Genomic DNA, 18,390 nt, shown 5'->3' with positions numbered 1-18,390 from the left:
CTACGTCGCCGCTCAGCGGCGACGGCCCTTCTTGTCGTCCTTCACGTGGCCGCGGAAGGTGCGGGTGGGCGCGAATTCGCCCAGCTTGTGGCCGACCATGGTCTCGGACACGAACACAGGGATGTGCTTGCGTCCGTCGTGCACGGCGATCGTGTGCCCGAGCATTGCGGGGACGATCATCGAGCGGCGCGACCAGGTCTTGATGACGTTCTTAGTGCCGGCTTCGTTCTGTACGACGACCTTGCGAAGCAGGTGCTCGTCGACGAAGGGGCCCTTCTTGAGACTGCGTGGCATCTTCCTCTACTCCTACTTGCGCTTCTTGCCGGCGTTGCGACGGCGAACGATGTACTTGTCGCTTTCCTTGTTCGCGTGGCGGGTGCGGCCTTCGGCCTTGCCCCACGGCGAAACAGGGTGACGACCACCGGAGGTCTTGCCCTCACCACCACCGTGCGGGTGGTCGACGGGGTTCATCGCGACACCACGGACGGTCGGGCGGACACCCAGCCAGCGCTTGCGGCCGGCCTTGCCCCAGTTGATGTTCGACTGCTCGGCATTGCCGACCTCGCCGATCGTCGCGCGGCAGCGCGCGTCCACGTTGCGGATCTCGCCCGAGGGCAGACGCAGCTGGGCGTAAGGGCCGTCCTTCGCCACGAGGCGAACCGACACTCCGGCCGAGCGGGCGATCTTCGCGCCGCCGCCGGGGCGGAGCTCGATCGCGTGGATCACGGTACCGGTGGGGATGTTCTTCAGCGGCAGGTTGTTGCCCGGCTTGATGTCGGCCGAGGCACCCGACTCGACGATGTCGCCCTGCTGCAGCTTGTTCGGGGCGAGGATGTAGCGCTTCTCACCGTCGAAGTAGTGCAGGAGCGCGATGCGCGCCGTGCGGTTGGGGTCGTACTCGATGTGAGCGACCTTGGCGTTGACGCCGTCCTTGTCATTGCGACGGAAGTCGATGACGCGGTACTGGCGCTTGTGGCCACCGCCGATGTGGCGAGTGGTGATGCGGCCCTGGTTGTTGCGTCCACCGGTCTTGGCGAGCGGGCGGAGGAGCGACTTCTCCGGCGTCGATCGGGTGATCTCGGCGAAGTCGGCCACCGACGAGCCGCGGCGACCCGGGGTCGTGGGCTTGTACTTGCGAATAGCCATATCTCTAGTCCTCTATCCCGACCGTCAGCCGACTGCCGTGAAGATGTCGATGGTGCCCGACTTCAGGGTCACGATGGCGCGCTTGGTGTCCTTGCGCTTTCCCGTGCCGAAGCGGGTGCGGCGGGCCTTGCCGACGCGGTTGATCGTGTTGACCGCGGCCACCTTGACGCCGAAGATCTTCTCGATCGCGAGCTTGATCTCGGTCTTCGTGGCACGCGGGTCCACCAGGAACGTGTACTTGCCCTCGTCGATGAGCCCGTAGCTCTTCTCGGAGACGACCGGCTTCAGGATGATGTCGCGCGGGTCCTTGTTCACGGCGGTCATGCCGAGACCTCCTCGGTGGAGCCGGCCTTCGACGCGACGAACGCGTCGTAGGCGGCCTTGGTGAAGACGATGTCGTCCGAGACGAGCACGTCGTATGCGTTGAGCTGGTCGGAGTACAGCACGTGGACGTACGCGAGGTTGCGGACGCTCAGGATGCTGAGCTCGTCGTCACGCGTGATGACGACCAGCACGTTCTTGGTCGGAGCGAGCGTCGCGAGGACCGCAGCGGCGGCCTTCGTCGACGGAGCGCCCTCGATGCCGAACGAGTCGACGATGTGCAGGCGGTCGCCGCGAGCACGATCGCTGAGCGCGCCCAGCAGGGCGGCGGCGATCATCTTCTTGGGCGTGCGCTGCTCGTAGTTGCGCGGCTTCGGGCCGTGGACGATGCCACCACCGGTCATGTGCGGCGCGCGGATCGAGCCCTGGCGGGCGTTACCGGTGCCCTTCTGCTTGAAGGGCTTGCGGCCGGCGCCCGAGACCTCACCGCGACGCTTGGTCGAGTGGGTGCCCTGGCGAGCCGCGGCGCGCTGCGCCACGACGACCTGGTGGATGAGCGGGATGTTCGTCTTGACGTCGAACAGAGCGGCGGGCAGCTCAACCGAGCCGGCCTTCTTGCCGTCTGCCTTCACGACGTCGAGCGCGAGAGTCGAGTCAGCCATGTGTTCAGGCACCCTTCACTGCGTTGCGGACGTAGACGATGCGGCCGCGCGCACCGGGGACGGCGCCCTTGACGAGCAGCAGACCCTTCTCGGCGTCGACGGCGTGCACCTTGAGGTTGAGGACGGTCACGCGCTCGCCACCCATACGGCCGGCCATGCGCATGCCCTTGAAAACGCGGCTCGGGGTCGACGAGGCGCCGATCGAACCGGGCTTGCGGTGGTTGCGGTGGGAACCGTGCGAAGCGGAGACGCCCTTGAAGTTGTGGCGCTTCATGACGCCCGCGAAGCCCTTGCCCTTGCTCGTGCCGACGACGTCGACGAGCTGGCCGGCTTCGAAGGTGCCGTCCACCGTGAGCTCCTGACCGAGTGCGTAGTCAGCAGCATCCGCGGTGCGGACCTCGGTGAGGTGACGACGCGGCGTCACGCCGGCGGCCTCGAAGTGGGCCGTCTGCGGCTTGTTCACCTTGCGGGGGTCGATCTGGCCGTAGGCGATCTGAACGGCCTTGTAGCCGTCCTTCTCGGGGGTGCGAACCTGGGTGACCACGTTCGGCGCGACCTCGATGACGGTGACGGGAACGAGCTTGCCGTTCTCGTCCCACACCTGGGTCATGCCGAGCTTGGTGCCGAGCAGTCCCTTGGAAATCTTGTTGTTGATGTCAGCCACGTCGAACCTCAGAGCTTGATCTCGATGTTGACGTCAGCCGGCAGGTCGAGACGCATCAGCGAGTCGACGGCCTTGGGCGTCGGGTCGATGATGTCGATCAGACGCTTGTGGGTGCGCATCTCGAAGTGCTCGCGGCTGTCCTTGTACTTGTGGGGCGACCGGATGACGCACACGACGTTCTTCTCGGTCGGAAGGGGCACAGGGCCCACCACGGTGGCGCCGGCACGGGTCACGGTGTCGACGATCTTGCGCGCGGAGCTGTCGAGCCCGGCGTGATCGTACGACTTCAGGCGAATGCGGATCTTCTGTCCCGCCATTGTCTGCTCACTCTCTTTCTCGCGTCTTACCGTTCCGGGCTTCCCGGAGGCATTGGACGCACGGTGGCGCTCATGCGCCATGGCACTTCTGCACTGCTCTTGCAGTGCGTTGCTGCACCGCTGTTCTGATGTCAATCCGGATGCCGCGCCGAAGCGCCGCTCCCCGGCATCCCGCTCCCTGCTCGCACGCGAGAGGAACACTCTCGTGATGGAGGGGGTTTGAGATGTGGTGGTTCTTTGCTGCCCGCGGCCTAGGACCCTGCGCTTTCGCGCCGCCTATGCACTGCCCTGGCAGTGATCCTGAGCGCGCCGAAGGACGCGCCGGAATGTGGAACCTCACTAGTCTACGTGTCGCCCGGGCGTGTCGCAAACTCGGGCGTGTCGCGCGGTGGGTATCCTCGGCTCCTTCTCAGGAGACCGACGACAAAGCGGCCCGGGTGGAGACCCGGGCCGCTCAGACGTCGTGAACCAGCGGACTACTCGTGGCCGATCGACTTGTCGATCGTGTCGCGCACGCCGTCGACGTGCTGGTCGATGCCGTCGGGCGCCACCTTCTTGACGAAGTCGGCCGCGGCGTCGAGAACGTCATCGCTGACGCCCTCCGCCTGTTCGGACTTGATCGCGTCGTCGATCTTGTCCTTGTTCTGCTCGAGGAAGTCCTTGCCCTGATTGACCAGGTCGTCGATACCCATCGCTTCTCCTTCGCGCCCCCCGTGGGCGTACCCCGCCATTCAACGGGGATCGGCGACCGCCGTCAACACTCCGACCGCCGAGCCGACGACGAAGGGGCCGGGCCCGAAGGCCCGACCCCTTGTCGGTGACGCTGAGATCTCGATACGGCGCTTCGCGCCTACTCGATCTGAGCTGCTGCCGCGTCAACTTCGCTGCGCGAAATCGACCCGGCCCGGCTCACTTGATGATCTTCGTGACCGTGCCGGCGCCGACGGTGCGGCCACCCTCACGGATGGCGTAGCCGAGGCCCTCCTCCATGGCGATCGGCTGGATCAGCTCGACCGTCATGTCGGTGGTGTCGCCGGGCATGACCATCTCGGTGCCCTCGGGCAGCGAGATGACGCCGGTGACGTCGGTGGTGCGGAAGTAGAACTGCGGGCGGTAGTTCGTGAAGAACGGGTTGTGGCGTCCGCCCTCCTCCTTGGACAGGATGTACGCCGTGCCCTCGAAGTTGGTGTGCGGGGTGACCGAACCGGGCTTCACGACGACCTGGCCGCGCTCGACATCGTCACGCTTGGTGCCGCGCAGGAGCAGACCACAGTTCTCGCCGGCCCATGCCTCGTCGAGCTGCTTGTGGAACATCTCGATACCGGTGACGATCGTCTTCTGCGTCGGGCGCAGACCCACGATCTCGACCTCGGAGTTGATCGCGAGGGTGCCGCGCTCGGCGCGACCCGTCACGACCGTGCCACGGCCGGTGATGGTGAAGACGTCCTCGATGGGCATGAGGAACGGCTTGTCCTTGTCACGCACCGGGTCGGGGATCGACTCGTCGACGGCGTCCATGAGCTCGACGATCTTCTCGACCCACTCGGCGTCGCCCTCGAGAGCCTTGAGGCCCGAGACGCGGACGACCGGAGCGTTGTCACCGTCGAAGTCCTGCGACGACAGCAGCTCGCGGACCTCGAGCTCGACGAGCTCCAGGATCTCCTCGTCGTCGACCATGTCGCTCTTGTTCAGCGCGACGAGCAGGTAGGGCACGCCGACCTGCTTGGCGAGCAGGACGTGCTCGCGGGTCTGAGCCATCGGGCCGTCGGTGGCGGCGACCACGAGGATCGCGCCGTCCATCTGAGCCGCGCCGGTGATCATGTTCTTGATGTAGTCGGCGTGACCGGGGGCGTCGACGTGAGCGTAGTGACGCTTGGGCGTCTCGTACTCGACGTGCGAGATGTTGATCGTGATGCCGCGCTGGCGCTCCTCGGGAGCGGAGTCGATCGACGCGAAGTCGCGCTGCACGTTGGTGGCCGACGGGTACTTGTCGGCGAGCACCTTCGAGATCGCGGCGGTGAGCGTGGTCTTGCCGTGGTCGACGTGACCGATCGTTCCGATGTTCACGTGCGGCTTGGTGCGCTCGAACTTGGCCTTAGCCACTTGGTCCTCCTCAGGACGTTCGTGTAGAAGCGCCGGGCGCTGGTTTGCGACCGAGTCTCTACGGGGATATCTCCAGCTTACTGGAGACGGTTCTGGTGATTCTGTGTGAAGTTGTGCCGGGGCCCCGCGTCACCGAGGGGCCCCGGAAAGGGCTACTCGCCCTTGGTCTTCTGGACGATCTCGTCCATGACGTTGCGCGGGACCTCGGCGTAGCTGTCGAACTCCATGGAGTAGACGGCACGGCCCGAAGTCTTCGAACGCAGGTCGCCGATGTAGCCGAACATCTCGGACAGCGGAACCAGCGCGCGCACGACCTTGACGCCCTGAGCATCCTCCATGGACTGGATCTGCCCGCGACGCGAGTTCAGGTCGCCGATGACGTCGCCCATGTACTCCTCGGGCGTACGCACCTCGACGGACATGAGCGGCTCGAGGATGACCGGGTTCGCGCGGCGGACGGCCTCCTTGAAGCCCATCGAACCGGCGATCTTGAACGCCATCTCGGACGAGTCGACGTCATGCGACGCGCCGTCGAGAAGGATCGCCTTGACGCCCACCATGGGGTAGCCGGCGAGCACGCCGACGTTCATGGCGTCCTGGAACCCCTGATCGGTCGGGCTGATGTACTCGCGCGGGATACGGCCACCGGTGACCTTGTTCTCGAACTCGTACGTCTTGTCGGCCGTGACCTCGAGGGGCTCGATCGTGAACTGGATCTTCGCGAACTGACCCGAGCCACCGGTCTGCTTCTTGTGGGTGTAGTCGTGCTTCTCGACCGACTTCTTGATCGTCTCGCGGTACGCGACCTGGGGCTTGCCGACGTTCGCCTCGACCTTGAACTCCCGCTTCATGCGGTCGACCAGGATGTCGAGGTGCAGCTCGCCCATTCCCTTGATGACGGTCTGGCCGGTGTCGGAGTTCTGCTCGACGCGGAACGTCGGGTCCTCCTCCGCGAGCTTCTGGATCGCGAGACCCAGCTTCTCCTGGTCGGCCTTGGTCTTGGGCTCGATCGCGACCTCGATGACCGGCTCGGGGAACGTCATCGACTCGAGGACGACCTGGTGCTGCGCATCGCAGAGCGTGTCGCCCGTGGTCGTGTCCTTGAGGCCGATGACCGCGTAGATGTGACCCGCGGTGACCGAGGGGACCGGGTTCTCCTTGTTGGCGTACATCTGGAAGATCTTCCCGATGCGCTCCTTCTTGGACTTCGTCGAGTTGACGATCTGCGCGCCGGAGTCCAGGTGACCCGAGTACACGCGGATGTAGGTCAGGCGACCGAAGAACGGGTGCGTCACGATCTTGAACGCCAGCGCCGTGAAAGGCTCCTCGCGGTCGGCGTGACGCTCGATGATCGTCTCTTCGTTCTTCGGGTCGTGGGCCTCGATGGCCGGCACGTCGAGCGGCGACGGGAGGTAGTCGACGACCGCGTCGAGCATCGGCTGCACGCCGCGGTTCTTGAACGCCGAGCCGCAGAGCACCGGGTAGAGCTCCGAGTTGACGGTCATCTTGCGGATGGCGCCCTTGATCTCGGCGACCGTGAGCGGCTCACCGCCGAAGTGCTTCTCGAGAAGCTCCTCGTCGGACTCGGCGACCGTCTCGAGGAGGATCTCGCGGTACTCCGCGACCTTGTCGGCCATGTCGGCCGGGATCTCCTGGATCTCGTACTTGGCGCCCATGGTGACATCACCCTTGGCGTCGCCGGCCCACACCAGTGCGCGCATCTCCACGAGGTCGACGACGCCGATGAAGTCGTTCTCGACACCGATCGGCAGCTGGATGACGAGCGGCTTGGCCTTCAGCTTGTTGACGATCGTGTCGACCGTGAAGTAGAAGTCGGCGCCGAGCTTGTCCATCTTGTTGACGAAGCAGATGCGCGGGACGTCGTACTTGTCGGCCTGACGCCAGACGGTCTCGGACTGGGGCTCGACGCCCTCCTTGCCGTCGAAGACGGCGACGGCGCCGTCGAGGACGCGGAGCGAGCGCTCCACCTCGACCGTGAAGTCGACGTGACCGGGGGTGTCGATGATGTTGATCTGGTTCTTGTCCCAGAAGCACGTGACGGCAGCGGACGTGATCGTGATGCCGCGCTCCTGCTCCTGCTCCATCCAGTCGGTGGTCGACGCGCCATCGTGCGTCTCACCGATCTTGTGATTGGTGCCCGTGTAATACAGGATGCGCTCGGTCGTCGTCGTCTTGCCGGCATCGATGTGCGCCATGATGCCGATGTTGCGGACCTTGGTCAGGTCGGTGAGCACTTCTTGTGCCACGGGGTCTTCCTTACTTTTCGGAATCCAGTCGATCGTTCGTCGGCTCCGCAGGGCGGAGCCGCCGCCGAGCTGGTTACCAGCGGTAGTGAGCGAAGGCGCGGTTCGACTCGGCCATCTTGTGGGTGTCTTCGCGGCGCTTGACCGCGGCACCCAGGCCGTTCGAGGCATCCAGGATCTCGTTCTGGAGGCGCTCGGTCATCGTCTTCTCACGACGGCCCTTGGCGTAGCTGACGAGCCAGCGGAGGGCGAGCGTGTTGGCGCGGTGAGGCTTGACCTCGACCGGCACCTGGTAGGTCGAGCCACCGACGCGGCGCGACTTGACCTCGAGGGTCGGGCGCACGTTGTCGAGGGCCTTCTTGAGCGTGGCGACAGCGTCCTGGCCGTTCTTGGCCTCGACGCCCTTGAGCGCCGTGTAGACGATCGACTCGGCGAGCGACTTCTTGCCGTCGACGAGGATCTTGTTCACCAGCTGGCTGACGATCGGAGCGCCGTAGACCGGGTCGTTGACGACGGGGCGCTTCGGGGCGGGTCCCTTGCGAGGCATCTAACTCAACCCTTCTTCGCGCCGTAGCGGCTGCGAGCCTGCTTACGGTTCTTGACGGCCTGCGTGTCGAGCGCGCCGCGGACGATCTTGTAGCGGACACCGGGGAGGTCCTTCACACGACCACCGCGGACGAGCACGAGCGAGTGCTCCTGCAGGTTGTGGCCCTCGCCGGGGATGTAGGCGGTGACCTCGGTGCCGTTGCGGAGCTTGACACGGGCGACCTTGCGCATCGCCGAGTTCGGCTTCTTCGGGGTGGTGGTGTACACACGGGTGCAGACACCCGCCTGCTGCGGGTTCGCCTTGAGCGCCGGCGCCTTGGTCTTCGAGACCTTGGGCGAGCGACCCTTGCGAACCAACTGCTGAATGGTTGGCACGTTCTCTCCTATGTTGCGCTGCACGGTGACAGCGTTCGTGTCTCCCCCGCAGCATCCGGATCTTGCGATTCGTGACGCGGCGGGCTCACATTCATCCACCGGCACGGCATGATGATGCCGAGCATTTGTTGGTGGATATGCCGTGGGGGTGGCCTGTTCGCAGGCCCTTCCCTGAGATGCGGCGCCTCGCGATCCGTCCGCCGCGCCGGGGCACAGCGGATGGCGCGCGTGGGCGCACACCCGATCAATGATACGCGGGATGCCGGGGGTCGGTCAAACGCGCACAGCTCATGCACAGCGCGTCTCGACGTCGCCATGCGCCGGCGCGTCTCAGCTCCCCCTCGAACGCCGCCCCTTCGTGAGCGACGAGCCCGCCACCACCGCCGCCGCGCCCGCGAGCAGCGCGAAGATCGTGAACACGATGGCGCCGACGATCGCGGGGCTCTCACCGCTGCCGCTGCCGGGGCCGGACGTCGAGACGGACGTGCCGGCGCCTTCGGTGAACACGGTGATCCAGGTGGTCACCGCGCCCCACCCGAGGAACACGAACAGGAGGATGCCGAGCACGAGGAGGCCGATGCGCAGGATCACGACCACGCCCCTTCCGGCTCCGAGCGGGGACGCTCGTCTCCTCCGACGCGCACGCGGAGGGAGCGGAACAGCGCCTCGACGACGGGTTCAAGCTCCTCGAGCACCGCAGTCTGCTCCTCGATGAGCTCGACGACGAACACGTAGCCGCCGACGACGCCGACGACGCGCAGCACCGACAGGCGGCGGTCCGGGAGCTCGGTCAGGACGACGGCGCGGATCGCGACATCGAACGACGTGCCCTCGAGGACCGTGATGGTCTGGACGTAGCCGCCGACCCCCGCGCGGGCGAGCTCTGCGAGCTCCTCCGCTGCGCGCGCGTCCGTCTCGGTGACGTAGAGGTGGACGAGACGCTCGGGCCCGCCTTCGACGGGAAGATGCCAGAAACGCTCGAGCGCTCCGGGAAGGGGCGGCTCCACTGCCGCCATGGCGAGCGCGCTCGACTCGAGGGCGTCGCGCACCTCGGCGGGCGCGTCGATCCCCGTCATGAGGCTCGTCGCGAGATCGGACGCCCACGCCGCCGGGTCGGGATATCCGTTCCACGGGAACTCGAGGGGAACCGGGATCCAGACCCGGTGGTCGAGCTCGATCGTGTACTCGAGGGTCATCGCCACCGGAACGTCTCCATGATCGTGTCGCACATCTCGGTCATCGCCTCGATCATCGCGGGATCCGCCCCGTCGGGGAACGGGATGGCCGCCACGAAGACCAGACCGCGGCGCGCATGGCCGGGCATCGCGAACGCGTAGCCGACCTGACGCGTGCGGATGGACGACAGGTCGCCGGCGCCCTGCGCCTCGGAACGCCACCGCAGGATCCGTCCGACGCGGGTGTCGAAGGCCTCGACGGCGGCCCCGGCGGTCGCGCGCACGGATCCGTCGAAGTCCACACCGGGCTTGGCGACGTGCTGACGCACGGCGATGCTGGCCGGCGGGAGGACCTCGTCCGACGACGTCGGCAGGTAGATCGCGGTCACGCCGGTCTGCACCAGCCGGCGCCACTGCGCCTCGACGAGCGTGCGCGCCTGCGCGTCCAGATCAGGGCGCGAGAGCTCCCGCATGCGCGCGGACGTCTGCGTGATGAGCGCGCGCTTGCCCTCCTCGTCCACGAGGTAGCGCACCCACCCGGGCGGCATCATGATGTGGAAGCCGGTGGGCGCCGGCACGGTGGCGGATTCGGTCATGACCGGGCCTGCGGCATCCGCTCGGCGCGGCCGGCTCGCGCCCCCTGCACGACCGAGCCCACGAAGACGACCAGGACCGCCGCAGCCGAGATCCCCAGCGGGAGCAGGTACTCGGTCGCCAGTGCTCCGCCCTCCCCGAACGCGAAGAGGAAGAACCCGGAGGCGAACGCGCCGGCGACCGCCGGTCCGATGGCCCCGGTGAGCACCGATGCGTCAGCCGGGCGCGATGTCAGCGCCCACACGGCGCCCGCCAGCAGCGCGACGGACGCGAGCGCCGTGAGCAGCCACGCCGGGACGGGGAAGACGGGGAACGGGACGACCTGCTCCCAGTTCGCGTTCCCCTCGGCGGTCACCTGCGCGCCGGAGAGAAGGAGTGCCCCCACGAGGAACGCGACGAGGATCCCGGTCTGCACCAGGACGGCGCTCAGGAAGACGATCCCGAGCGGGCCGATGCGGTGTGCGCTGGGTGAGGTCACTTTCCCCAGGGTAGTTCCACATCCTCGAGGAGCGGGATGTCGGGCTGCGCGTCCGCGACTCCCAGCCCGTCCACTCCGGTGAACGTGGTCCACAGGCCCGTGTTGAGAAGCTGCTGGCCTCGGCCGGGAAGCGCGCCGGCGGTGCTCGTGATGAACTCGGCGACGCCGGGGTTGTTCGCCCACTGCGACGAACGCATCGTGGTGAGGAAGTTCTGGATCTGAACCCCTTCCGAGCCGCCCATCGCGATCGAGCGGAACGGGTTCACGAACAGGCTCGGCCGGGGAAGCGCGAGCCAGGATCGCACGGGTGCGACCAGCGATCGCAGGGGCGACGTCCACGACGTGGGCCGCAGCAGGCTCAGCCTCGGCAGCCCCGAGCGGATGGCGGTCGTCACGACGCTCCGCCCGCCGCGCACGACGGTGCTGAGCACGGGCGCGCCGCGCGAGAGGACCTTGCCGATCCCGAACGGCAGGAGTCCCACGAGGCTCCACGCGACGTCGCTGAGCGTCGCCTTGCCGAATGCGAACTTCAGCAGGGTGAGGCCCACAACGAGGAGGGTGAGCCCGAGGATCACGAGGCCGAGAAGGCCGGTGAGCGGTGCACCGATGATGAGGGCGATGACGCTGAGCACGATCAGCACGATCCCGATCACATCGAGCGCGCTGTCGACGAACTCCCAGAACCCGTCGTTGTTGCCGGCGGTGTCCATCGCCTGCTGGATGTCGTCGACGGCGTCGTCGTACGCATCCGACCAGGCCACGAAGACCTGGTCGAACTCGGTCCACAGCTCGTTGCGCGTGGTCGTCGCGGTCGTGAGCGCGGTCGTGGCGGAGCCCACTTCGTCATCGGCGGCGGACCGCTGCGCGTCGGTGGGGTCGTCCTCCCACGGCCACGTGGTGTCGAGCGAGTCGCGGCTGCTGATCGCCTCCGCCTTGGCATCGCGCGCCGACTGGTAGTCGAGCTCCGCGCGCTCGACCGAATCGAGGTTGCGCCGGAGCCAGGATTGCGCGGTCTCGAGCGCGTCGGCGTACGTGCGCAGCGCCTTGCCGGTCTCGCGGTAGCGCACGCCCGCGGAGTCCAGGTCGTCGGCACTCTCGGAGGCCATGTCGGCCAGCTTGTCGGTGCCCTTGCTCTTGTGGATGGACGAGTCGCCGATCGCGGTCAGCTCTTCGGCGGTCTTCTCCATCACCAGTCCGAGCTTGACCCACGCGTCGCCGCGGGTCCAGATGTCCTCGGGGTTGCCTTCGAGCTGGCGCAGCTCATGCCCACCCTGCGGCGACCGCATCAGACGGCCCTCACGTTCGTGGTGCTGGTGTCACGGGATGCGTCGATGTCGGCCGCCGTCTGGGTGTCCCACTCCTCCCAGCCGTCGACGATCGACGACAGCTGGTCGTAGATGTTCTGGAGGTTCTCCTCGAGCGTCCCGCGCTTGCCGTTCCACGCCGACTCGAAGTCCGAGGCCTTGTCGCGCAGCGCAGAGCGGTCGTCCGGGCGGGCGATCGCCCGCTCCAGACCGTCGTTGATCTTCGCTGCCTCCTTGAACTCGGCCAGCGCGGCCGACAGACCCTGGCGGGTCGCCTGCAGCCGTTCGAGATCGAGCATGACGTCGGCCATGGCGCGTTCCTCCTGTCGCCGGCGCGCGGCGAGGGATCCTCGCCGCGCGCTGGACGTGGGTCAGTTGCCGGCGAGTGCCTGGTCGGTGTCCTTGATCGCCTGCTGCATCTTGCGCAGCGACTCGCCCATGTCGGTTGAGGCGGCGCAGGATGTCGCCGATCTCCTCGCGACCCGAGTCGAGCTTGCCCGACATCGCTTCCATCTCACCGTACGAAGCCTTGAAATCCGCCATCGTCCATCTCCTTCTCGGAACACCGGACCACCCCGGCTGCCTCCACGGTAAGCGCAACCCCGTCCGCATGCACATGGGGAGGATTCCCCATCGGGCGGATCAGGCCCCGTCCTCGACCAGCGGCAGCTGCACCGTGACGAGCTGCCCGTTCTCGACGAAGATGCCGCGACCGGCGGGATACTCGTGGCGCTGCACCTTGGGGAACGGGACCTTGAAGAGCGAGTCGCCGTCGTAGGTCTCGGGCCGGAGCGCGATGCCGTGGCGACCGGCCTTGAGCTCGCCGACGAGACCGTACCCGCTGCTCAGCTGAGACACATCGCCGTCGGCGACCAGGAAGTGGTCGCTGCGGTTGATCGCCTGGAAGAGCTCCTTCAGCGGGCGCTCCGCATCGGTGTCCCCGAACTCGGCGAGGTTCTCGACCACGATCGCGATGCGGCGCGTGACGGACTCGTCCGTCACGATCTCCTTCAGCTCCTTCGCCAGGGCGCGAACGTCCTCGATCGTCGACTCCGCGCGTCGCCACGCGCGGAAGCCGCGCAGCGCGGCCCGCCGGCCGCCGATGTGGAACAGCTCCACCTCGGGGTCGAAGCGCTCGAGCGAGGACACGATGCCACGCAGCGCGGTCGTCTTCCCCGACTGCGGAGGACCGGCCACGACGAAGGTGCCGACCGGCTCGAAGCCGGTGGGCCCGAGCGTGTCGTCGCCGATGCCGAGCGTCGGGAAGTCGCCGACGCGGGCGGGGAGCTCGGAGACATCCAGCTCCGTCGGAAGTGAGCCGATGTTCTTCGCCTCGACGGCACCGGACGCGCGCAGCGCCGCGGCGAACGCCTCGGCCGCGGCGTTCTGCTCGGCCACATTCGTCGTGCCGCCGATCACCGCGACCTGGGTCTCCAGTCCGTCGACGATCGCCCGCCCCGGCACGCTCCGCTCATTCAGCACATCCTTCGCGACGCCGAGGATCGAGTACGCGCCTTCGTCGGACATCCGCAGCACGATGCGCTTGGTGACGTTGGCGCTCACGGCCGTCGGCACGGCGCCGTAGCGATCGGCGGTGGCCACGACGTGGACGCCGAGCGGGCGGCCCTCGCCGAGGAGGCGCATGAAGATGCCGTAGAACGCGGCGCGCGTCGACGATGTCTCCCAGTCCTGCTTGAAGACGCCGAAGCCGTCGAGAAGCACGACGATGCGCGGCTCGGCGGTGTCCCCCGAGATCTCGCGGTACTCGGTGAGCGTCGACGCGTTCACCTCGGAATAGCGCTTGGCGCGGTCGTCGAGCACGCCGCGCAGCGTGCGGAGCAGGCGCTGCACCCGCTCGACGTCGTCGCCCGAGACGACCGATCCGACGTGGGGCATGATCTCGAGCGAGCGCAGCGCGCCCGTGCCGAAGTCGATGCCGTACACAGCGACGCGGCCGAGGTCGGGCCGGGCGCCCGCCGCGATCCCGATCGTGCGCAGCGCGGCGCTCTTGCCCGCGCCGCTCGTGCCGTAGACGAGCATGTGCCCGTCGGTGTCGGGATGGAAGGAGACCGCCTCCTGCAGCTGGCGCTGCGGGATGTCGGCGAGGCCGATCGGAATGCGCTGGTCGCCCTCCAGCGGCAGGTCGCGCAGGTCGATCGTGGATGTCAGGTCGTCGAGCCACGGACGGCGCGGGACCGGGATGCCGGCATCCGTCGCCGCCCGCCCGAGGTTGGCGACGAGCCGCTTCTGGTCATTGGGACCGAGGTCCTCGTCGTGCGCGTCGGAGTCGTTCTCGCCCTCCGCCTCCCACAGCGTGACCGACCCGAACCGGAGTTCGGCGACGCGCACCTGGGCGCGATCGGGCTCCTCGGCCGTCCACCCGCCGGCATAGCCGGACTGGAACGGGACGAGCCGGCCCGGCCCGGTCTTCGCGATGCCGCGGCCCGGGAGCGACGGGTCGAAGGTCGAGGCCACGGCGTCGCCGACGACGTCGTTGGAGTCCGCGGCATCCGCCATGCGCAGTGCCACGCGCAGGTTCGTGTTGGCCCGCAGGTTGTCCTTGATGACGCCGGCAGGGCGCTGGGTCGCCATGATGAGGTGGATGCCGAGCGAGCGACCGCGCTGAGCGATGTCGACCACGCCGTCCACGAACTCGGGCACCTCGGTGGCGAGCGCGGCGAACTCGTCGATCACCAGCACGAGCGCGGGCGGAGTCTCGGGATCCTGGCGCTTCTCGAGCTCGAGGAGATCCTTGGCCTTCTTGCGGTTGAGGAGGTGCTCCCGGTGGTGCAGCTCGGCGCGCAGGCTCGTCAGCGCCCGGCGCACGAGGTGCGGGCTCAGGTCGGTCACGAGTCCGACCGTGTGCGGCAGCTCGACGCAGTCCGCGAACGCCGACCCGCCCTTGTAGTCCACGAACAGGAACGTGACGCGGTCGGGGCTGTACTCGGCGGCCATCCCCAGCACCCAGGCCTGGAGGAACTCCGACTTGCCCGCGCCGGTGGTGCCGCCCACGAGAGCGTGCGGTCCCTGGGTGCGCAGGTCGAGCGACATCGCGTCGGGGCTGCCCTGTCCGACGTAGGCCTTGAGGGTGCCCGCGCGCTTCAGGCGCGGACGGGGGCCTCGGGACCTGTCGATGATCGAGTTGTTCTGCCGCCAGCGCTCGATCGCGGCCTGGGGCTCGGCGGCCATGTCGGTGCCGATGAGGCGCAGGAGCGACACGCTCGCGGGAAGATCGGACGAGTCGGCGGCGACCGAGCTCGAGTCGACCACCGGCGCCAGGCGCTTGGCGAAGATCTCGGCGTACTCGCGCGAGACGCCCTCGATCGCGACGCTCTGGGCGCGATCGCCCGCGCGAACCCACCCGACCATGGCGTCGTCGAGGCCCCCGGTGACGTCGATGAACGTGCGGCAGGACGCCGGGAGCGACTCGACCGTCGGAGCGACGAAGACGGTGTAGACACCGGCATCCGGGCCCCGCTCGATCACCTGCGTGAGGCGCGGGCGATCGACGGGGGCATCATGGGTGACGAACAGCACCAGCGAGACGTCGCCGGGCACCTCCGAGTCGCCGCCGCTCTGCTGCCCGACGTGCTTGCCGAGCGACATCGAGACCTGCTGCTCCGACAGCGGTCCGCGTCGGGTCGCCGATCCCGACAGACGTTCGAGGATCGCCTCCTCGAGGCCGTTGAGGAGGGCGGTGCCCGCCGATTGGCTGTCGGCGAGGGCCATCTCGGCGAACGGCGAGCGAGGGCTGGTGGTGTGGGGCAGCCACTTCATCCACTCCATGTCGCCGGTCCAGCCCGGATCGACGATGGCCGCGGTGACGACCTCGTTGGGCGCGTGGAGGCCGAACAGCTGCACGCCGAGTCCTCGGATCACGTCGGCGGCGAACTCGCGCGGGCCCGCGATGCCGATGGCGCCGGCCGACGGCAGCAGCTCGATGACCGGCACGTCGTCGATCCGCGAGAAGCGGTCGCGCAGCTGCCGGACCTGCTGGGAGTACTGCGCGATCCCGCGCTGATCGTTGGCCTCCTGGACGGTGTTGCGGCTCGTTCCGCCGCCCACGCCCAGACGGAGCCCGAGGAAGTTCCAGTGCTCGGGCCGCCGGGTCCACAGCAGCGGCCCCAGTGCCATGGCGTTCTCGTACACCGTCGCCGTCGCGGGCGCCTCCGCGCGACGCCGTTCCCGCTCGACGACCACCTCCTCCTCGAGCTGCTCCTCCAGCTCCTCGAGCTGCGTCTCGAAGGTCTCGATCTCCAGCTGGAGCTTCTTGCCCTGCTGCGTGCGCTGGCCGATGAAATTGCCGAGCATCATCAGCGGTGCCATCGCGACGATCAGCAGCGCCGTCGGGCGCTGGGTGACCGCGAACATCGCGAAGCCGAGCAGCACCGGCGCCATGATCATCGGCCAGGGGAAGATGCGCGGGTCGGCTTCGTTGGGGATGATCGGATGCCGGAACTCGCGGCCCGCGTAGCGGTCCTCGACCCGCGGCGACCGGTTGAACATGAGGGCGCCGCCGCGCTCGAGGACGAGCGAGTCGGCGGTCACGACGCGGGGAACGAGCGAGAAGGACACCTCGGTCGCGCCGATCGTGATCTTCTGGCCGGGGATGACGCGGACCCGCTGGACCAGCCCGCCGTCGACGACGAGGCCGTTGGCCGAGTTGAGGTCGACGAGCTCGATGCCCTGGTCGACCTCGACGCGCGCGTGACGCTTCGAGACGAGCGGGTCGTCGAGCAGCAGCTGGGCGGGGGCGACGCGTCCGATCACGGTCGTGCCCGCGGGCAGGGAGACGGTGCGCCCCGCCTCGGGTCCGCTGTGGATGCGCATCACGGCAGCCGTGACGGCGCCGTCGCCACTCGTCGCCGCGGGCACGATCGAGGCGTCGAAGCCCGAGCCGATCGGCGCGTCGGCGATCGACGCCGACGGGTCCAGCTGCACCGGACGTCCGGCCGGCGAGGCCACCAGGAGCGTCGGGACAGCGCTCGCGTTGACACCTCCGGCGGCCGCGAGCGCGTCGCCCTCGGCGAGCGCGCGGGCGACATCCTGCACGGTGGCGGTGGAGTCGGCGGTGACGAGCACGTCGACCGTCGAGCCGACGCCTCGCCGCAGACCCAGCTTCAGCTTCACGAATCAGCACCTCTCGCAACGAGCTCGAACGTCCTGCCGCCGACCTGCACCGTCCACCCGACGGGAACGCGCATGCGCTCCCCCGCCGGCACATCGACCACGTCGCCGCCCGGCGACAGCAGCTGCGTGCCGTTGCGCGACCCGCGGTCGCCGACCCACACCCCTTCGGCGTCCTGGCCGAACGACGCGTGGGTCTTCGACATCAGCCGCTCAGGATCCTCGAGCCGCACGAGCGCGTCCGGCGCCTCGCCGGCCGCGCCTTCCGGATCGCGCCCGATGAGTCCGAGCACCGGTACGCGCACGACCGAGCCGTCGTCGAAGCGGACCATCGCCTGGGCACGGCGAAGGCCGCTCGCGGGCGCACCCGCCGGGGACTGCACGATCTCGGCCGGCGGCGGCGAGGCAGGGGCAGCAGCGGCCGGGACACCGGATTCCGCAGCGGGCGCGCCCGGAGAGCCCGTCGCGACAGGGGCGAAGGCGGCCGACGCGGCATCGAAGGGGGTGGCGCCCGGCGCGAACGGGGAGCCGCCGCCGGGAGAGGCCGGCCCGCTCGCGACGGGGGCGGGCGCGGCATCCGCTCCCGGCACGCCGTCGATCACGCTGAGGTCCTCGGCTGCCCGGGCGAGCGCCCACTGCGCCCCGGTCCCTCCGGGACCCACGACGCCCGCACGGGAGCGCGCGTCGGGAATGCGCAGCGCGACGGACTCGGGGGCGCCGCTGGCCATGGACGGAAGATCCTCGCCATCGTCGGCGCGGTCGCGCAGCGCGCGGCGCGCATGACGCAGCGCCTTCGCGTCGAAGGGGTCGAGACCCGCGCGCGCATCGATCAGCCAGCATCCGCCGATGCGGTCCAGGATGCTGCGCCCCCGCCGCTGCGCATCCCACAGCCCTGAGGCGAACAGCAGCGCGGGCCCGACCACGATGAGCACGATCGTGCTCGCCCACAGCACCAGCGCCCGCAGGACGATCCGCCAGAAGCCCGGCCGGCCGAGGTCGGAGACCGACACCGACCGCAGTCGCATCGCCGCCTTGCCCGCGGTCACGCCGCGACGACCGTGCATGATCAGCTGCACCAGGCCGAAGAGGCCGGACAGCACGACGCCGGCGAGAACGAGGATCGCCGGCAGAACGGAGCGGTCCCCCATCGCGAGCATGATGGCGCCCATCGCCGCGGGCGCGGCGAGGAGCAGCCAGATCGAGACATCGATCGCGAAGGCGAGCGAGCGGTAGCCCGTGCCCGCGGACACGAGTCCGAGCCGGGCCGCGGACACCGGATCGGCCTCCAGCGGGTGGTAGTCGGTCATGTCATCC

At 68.6% G+C, this 18,390-nt stretch carries 19 protein-coding genes; all 19 read right to left on the bottom strand.

The window, feature by feature from the left end:
* Positions 1–12: 12 nt before the first annotated feature.
* Positions 13–294 carry a 30S ribosomal protein S19 gene (gene rpsS, locus ASD93_RS00830; protein WP_056117683.1) on the bottom strand — a complete coding sequence of 94 codons (282 nt, stop codon included), beginning with the start codon at positions 292–294 and terminating at the stop codon, positions 13–15.
* Between the two features lie 12 nt (positions 295–306).
* Positions 307–1,146: a 50S ribosomal protein L2 gene (gene rplB / locus ASD93_RS00825; RefSeq protein WP_056117681.1), complete on the bottom strand. Its 840-nt coding sequence runs from the start codon at positions 1,144–1,146 to the stop codon at positions 307–309.
* A gap of 24 nt (positions 1,147–1,170) precedes the next feature.
* Positions 1,171–1,470 carry a 50S ribosomal protein L23 gene (rplW, locus tag ASD93_RS00820; RefSeq protein ID WP_056117679.1) on the bottom strand — a complete coding sequence of 100 codons (300 nt, stop codon included), beginning with the start codon at positions 1,468–1,470 and terminating at the stop codon, positions 1,171–1,173.
* On the bottom strand, positions 1,467–2,129 hold the full coding sequence (gene rplD, locus ASD93_RS00815) for a 50S ribosomal protein L4 (protein ID WP_056117677.1): 663 nt from the start codon (positions 2,127–2,129) through the stop codon (positions 1,467–1,469). Before rplD ends, rplW begins: the two co-directional genes overlap by 4 nt.
* A 4-nt stretch (positions 2,130–2,133) precedes the next feature.
* On the bottom strand, positions 2,134–2,784 hold the full coding sequence (gene rplC / locus ASD93_RS00810) for a 50S ribosomal protein L3 (RefSeq protein ID WP_414843691.1): 651 nt from the start codon (positions 2,782–2,784) through the stop codon (positions 2,134–2,136).
* A 17-nt stretch (positions 2,785–2,801) separates the two neighbouring features.
* Complete coding sequence (gene rpsJ / locus ASD93_RS00805) at positions 2,802–3,110, bottom strand: 30S ribosomal protein S10 (RefSeq protein WP_013584016.1); 309 nt, start codon at positions 3,108–3,110, stop codon at positions 2,802–2,804.
* Between the two features lie 476 nt (positions 3,111–3,586).
* A complete protein-coding gene (locus tag ASD93_RS00800) occupies positions 3,587–3,802 on the bottom strand; it encodes an antitoxin (protein ID WP_056117675.1) in 216 nt (71 codons plus the stop codon).
* Between the two features lie 217 nt (positions 3,803–4,019).
* Complete coding sequence (tuf, locus tag ASD93_RS00795) at positions 4,020–5,213, bottom strand: elongation factor Tu (protein WP_056117673.1); 1,194 nt, start codon at positions 5,211–5,213, stop codon at positions 4,020–4,022.
* 152 nt (positions 5,214–5,365) lie between these two features.
* The gene (gene fusA / locus ASD93_RS00790) at positions 5,366–7,480 is read right to left on the bottom strand and encodes an elongation factor G (protein WP_056117671.1); all 2,115 of its coding nucleotides are present in this window, start codon (positions 7,478–7,480) and stop codon (positions 5,366–5,368) included.
* A gap of 73 nt (positions 7,481–7,553) precedes the next feature.
* Positions 7,554–8,024, bottom strand: coding sequence for a 30S ribosomal protein S7 (rpsG, locus tag ASD93_RS00785; protein ID WP_056117669.1), 471 nt, complete (start codon positions 8,022–8,024; stop codon positions 7,554–7,556).
* A gap of 5 nt (positions 8,025–8,029) precedes the next feature.
* Complete coding sequence (gene rpsL / locus ASD93_RS00780) at positions 8,030–8,398, bottom strand: 30S ribosomal protein S12 (protein WP_018171438.1); 369 nt, start codon at positions 8,396–8,398, stop codon at positions 8,030–8,032.
* 330 nt (positions 8,399–8,728) lie between these two features.
* Complete coding sequence (locus tag ASD93_RS00775) at positions 8,729–8,989, bottom strand: hypothetical protein (RefSeq protein ID WP_157536828.1); 261 nt, start codon at positions 8,987–8,989, stop codon at positions 8,729–8,731.
* Positions 8,986–9,600 carry a hypothetical protein gene (locus tag ASD93_RS00770; protein ID WP_056117663.1) on the bottom strand — a complete coding sequence of 205 codons (615 nt, stop codon included), beginning with the start codon at positions 9,598–9,600 and terminating at the stop codon, positions 8,986–8,988. Before ASD93_RS00770 ends, ASD93_RS00775 begins: the two co-directional genes overlap by 4 nt.
* Entirely contained in the window at positions 9,591–10,169 is a 579-nt protein-coding gene (locus tag ASD93_RS00765) for a hypothetical protein (protein WP_056117661.1), read from the bottom strand. The genes ASD93_RS00770 and ASD93_RS00765 overlap by 10 nt, the downstream gene beginning before the upstream one ends.
* A complete protein-coding gene (locus ASD93_RS00760; RefSeq protein ID WP_056117659.1) occupies positions 10,166–10,645 on the bottom strand; it encodes a hypothetical protein in 480 nt (159 codons plus the stop codon). The genes ASD93_RS00765 and ASD93_RS00760 overlap by 4 nt, the downstream gene beginning before the upstream one ends.
* Positions 10,642–11,931, bottom strand: a complete 1,290-nt coding sequence (locus tag ASD93_RS00755; protein WP_056117657.1) for a hypothetical protein — start codon at positions 11,929–11,931, stop codon at positions 10,642–10,644. The genes ASD93_RS00760 and ASD93_RS00755 overlap by 4 nt, the downstream gene beginning before the upstream one ends.
* Positions 11,931–12,260, bottom strand: a complete 330-nt coding sequence (locus ASD93_RS00750; protein WP_056117655.1) for a hypothetical protein — start codon at positions 12,258–12,260, stop codon at positions 11,931–11,933. Before ASD93_RS00750 ends, ASD93_RS00755 begins: the two co-directional genes overlap by 1 nt.
* A gap of 331 nt (positions 12,261–12,591) precedes the next feature.
* Positions 12,592–17,079 (bottom strand): FtsK/SpoIIIE domain-containing protein, encoded by a 4,488-nt coding sequence (locus ASD93_RS00745; protein ID WP_056117653.1) that lies wholly within the window; start codon positions 17,077–17,079, stop codon positions 12,592–12,594.
* Positions 17,076–18,383, bottom strand: a complete 1,308-nt coding sequence (locus tag ASD93_RS00740) for an RDD family protein (RefSeq protein ID WP_056117651.1) — start codon at positions 18,381–18,383, stop codon at positions 17,076–17,078. The genes ASD93_RS00745 and ASD93_RS00740 overlap by 4 nt, the downstream gene beginning before the upstream one ends.
* Between the last annotated feature and the right edge of the window lie 7 nt (positions 18,384–18,390).

Origin of the sequence: Microbacterium sp. Root180 (assembly GCF_001428485.1) — a bacterium.
Taxonomy (GTDB): domain Bacteria; phylum Actinomycetota; class Actinomycetes; order Actinomycetales; family Microbacteriaceae; genus Microbacterium.
This window is presented reverse-complemented; position numbering and strand designations above follow the sequence as displayed.

What these genes read in the sequence shown, in the direction of transcription:
- rpsS (WP_056117683.1), bottom strand. Translation starts at nt 294, where the DNA reads ATGCCACGCAGTCTCAAGAAGGGCCCCTTCGTCGACGAGCACCTGCTT.
- rplB (WP_056117681.1), bottom strand. Translation starts at nt 1,146, where the DNA reads ATGGCTATTCGCAAGTACAAGCCCACGACCCCGGGTCGCCGCGGCTCG.
- ASD93_RS00800 (WP_056117675.1), bottom strand. Translation starts at nt 3,802, where the DNA reads ATGGGTATCGACGACCTGGTCAATCAGGGCAAGGACTTCCTCGAGCAG.
- ASD93_RS00750 (WP_056117655.1), bottom strand. Translation starts at nt 12,260, where the DNA reads ATGGCCGACGTCATGCTCGATCTCGAACGGCTGCAGGCGACCCGCCAG.
- rplW (WP_056117679.1), bottom strand. Translation starts at nt 1,470, where the DNA reads ATGACCGCCGTGAACAAGGACCCGCGCGACATCATCCTGAAGCCGGTC.
- rpsJ (WP_013584016.1), bottom strand. Translation starts at nt 3,110, where the DNA reads ATGGCGGGACAGAAGATCCGCATTCGCCTGAAGTCGTACGATCACGCC.
- rpsG (WP_056117669.1), bottom strand. Translation starts at nt 8,024, where the DNA reads ATGCCTCGCAAGGGACCCGCCCCGAAGCGCCCCGTCGTCAACGACCCG.
- rplD (WP_056117677.1), bottom strand. Translation starts at nt 2,129, where the DNA reads ATGGCTGACTCGACTCTCGCGCTCGACGTCGTGAAGGCAGACGGCAAG.
- ASD93_RS00755 (WP_056117657.1), bottom strand. Translation starts at nt 11,931, where the DNA reads ATGCGGTCGCCGCAGGGTGGGCATGAGCTGCGCCAGCTCGAAGGCAAC.
- ASD93_RS00765 (WP_056117661.1), bottom strand. Translation starts at nt 10,169, where the DNA reads ATGACCGAATCCGCCACCGTGCCGGCGCCCACCGGCTTCCACATCATG.
- ASD93_RS00740 (WP_056117651.1), bottom strand. Translation starts at nt 18,383, where the DNA reads ATGACCGACTACCACCCGCTGGAGGCCGATCCGGTGTCCGCGGCCCGG.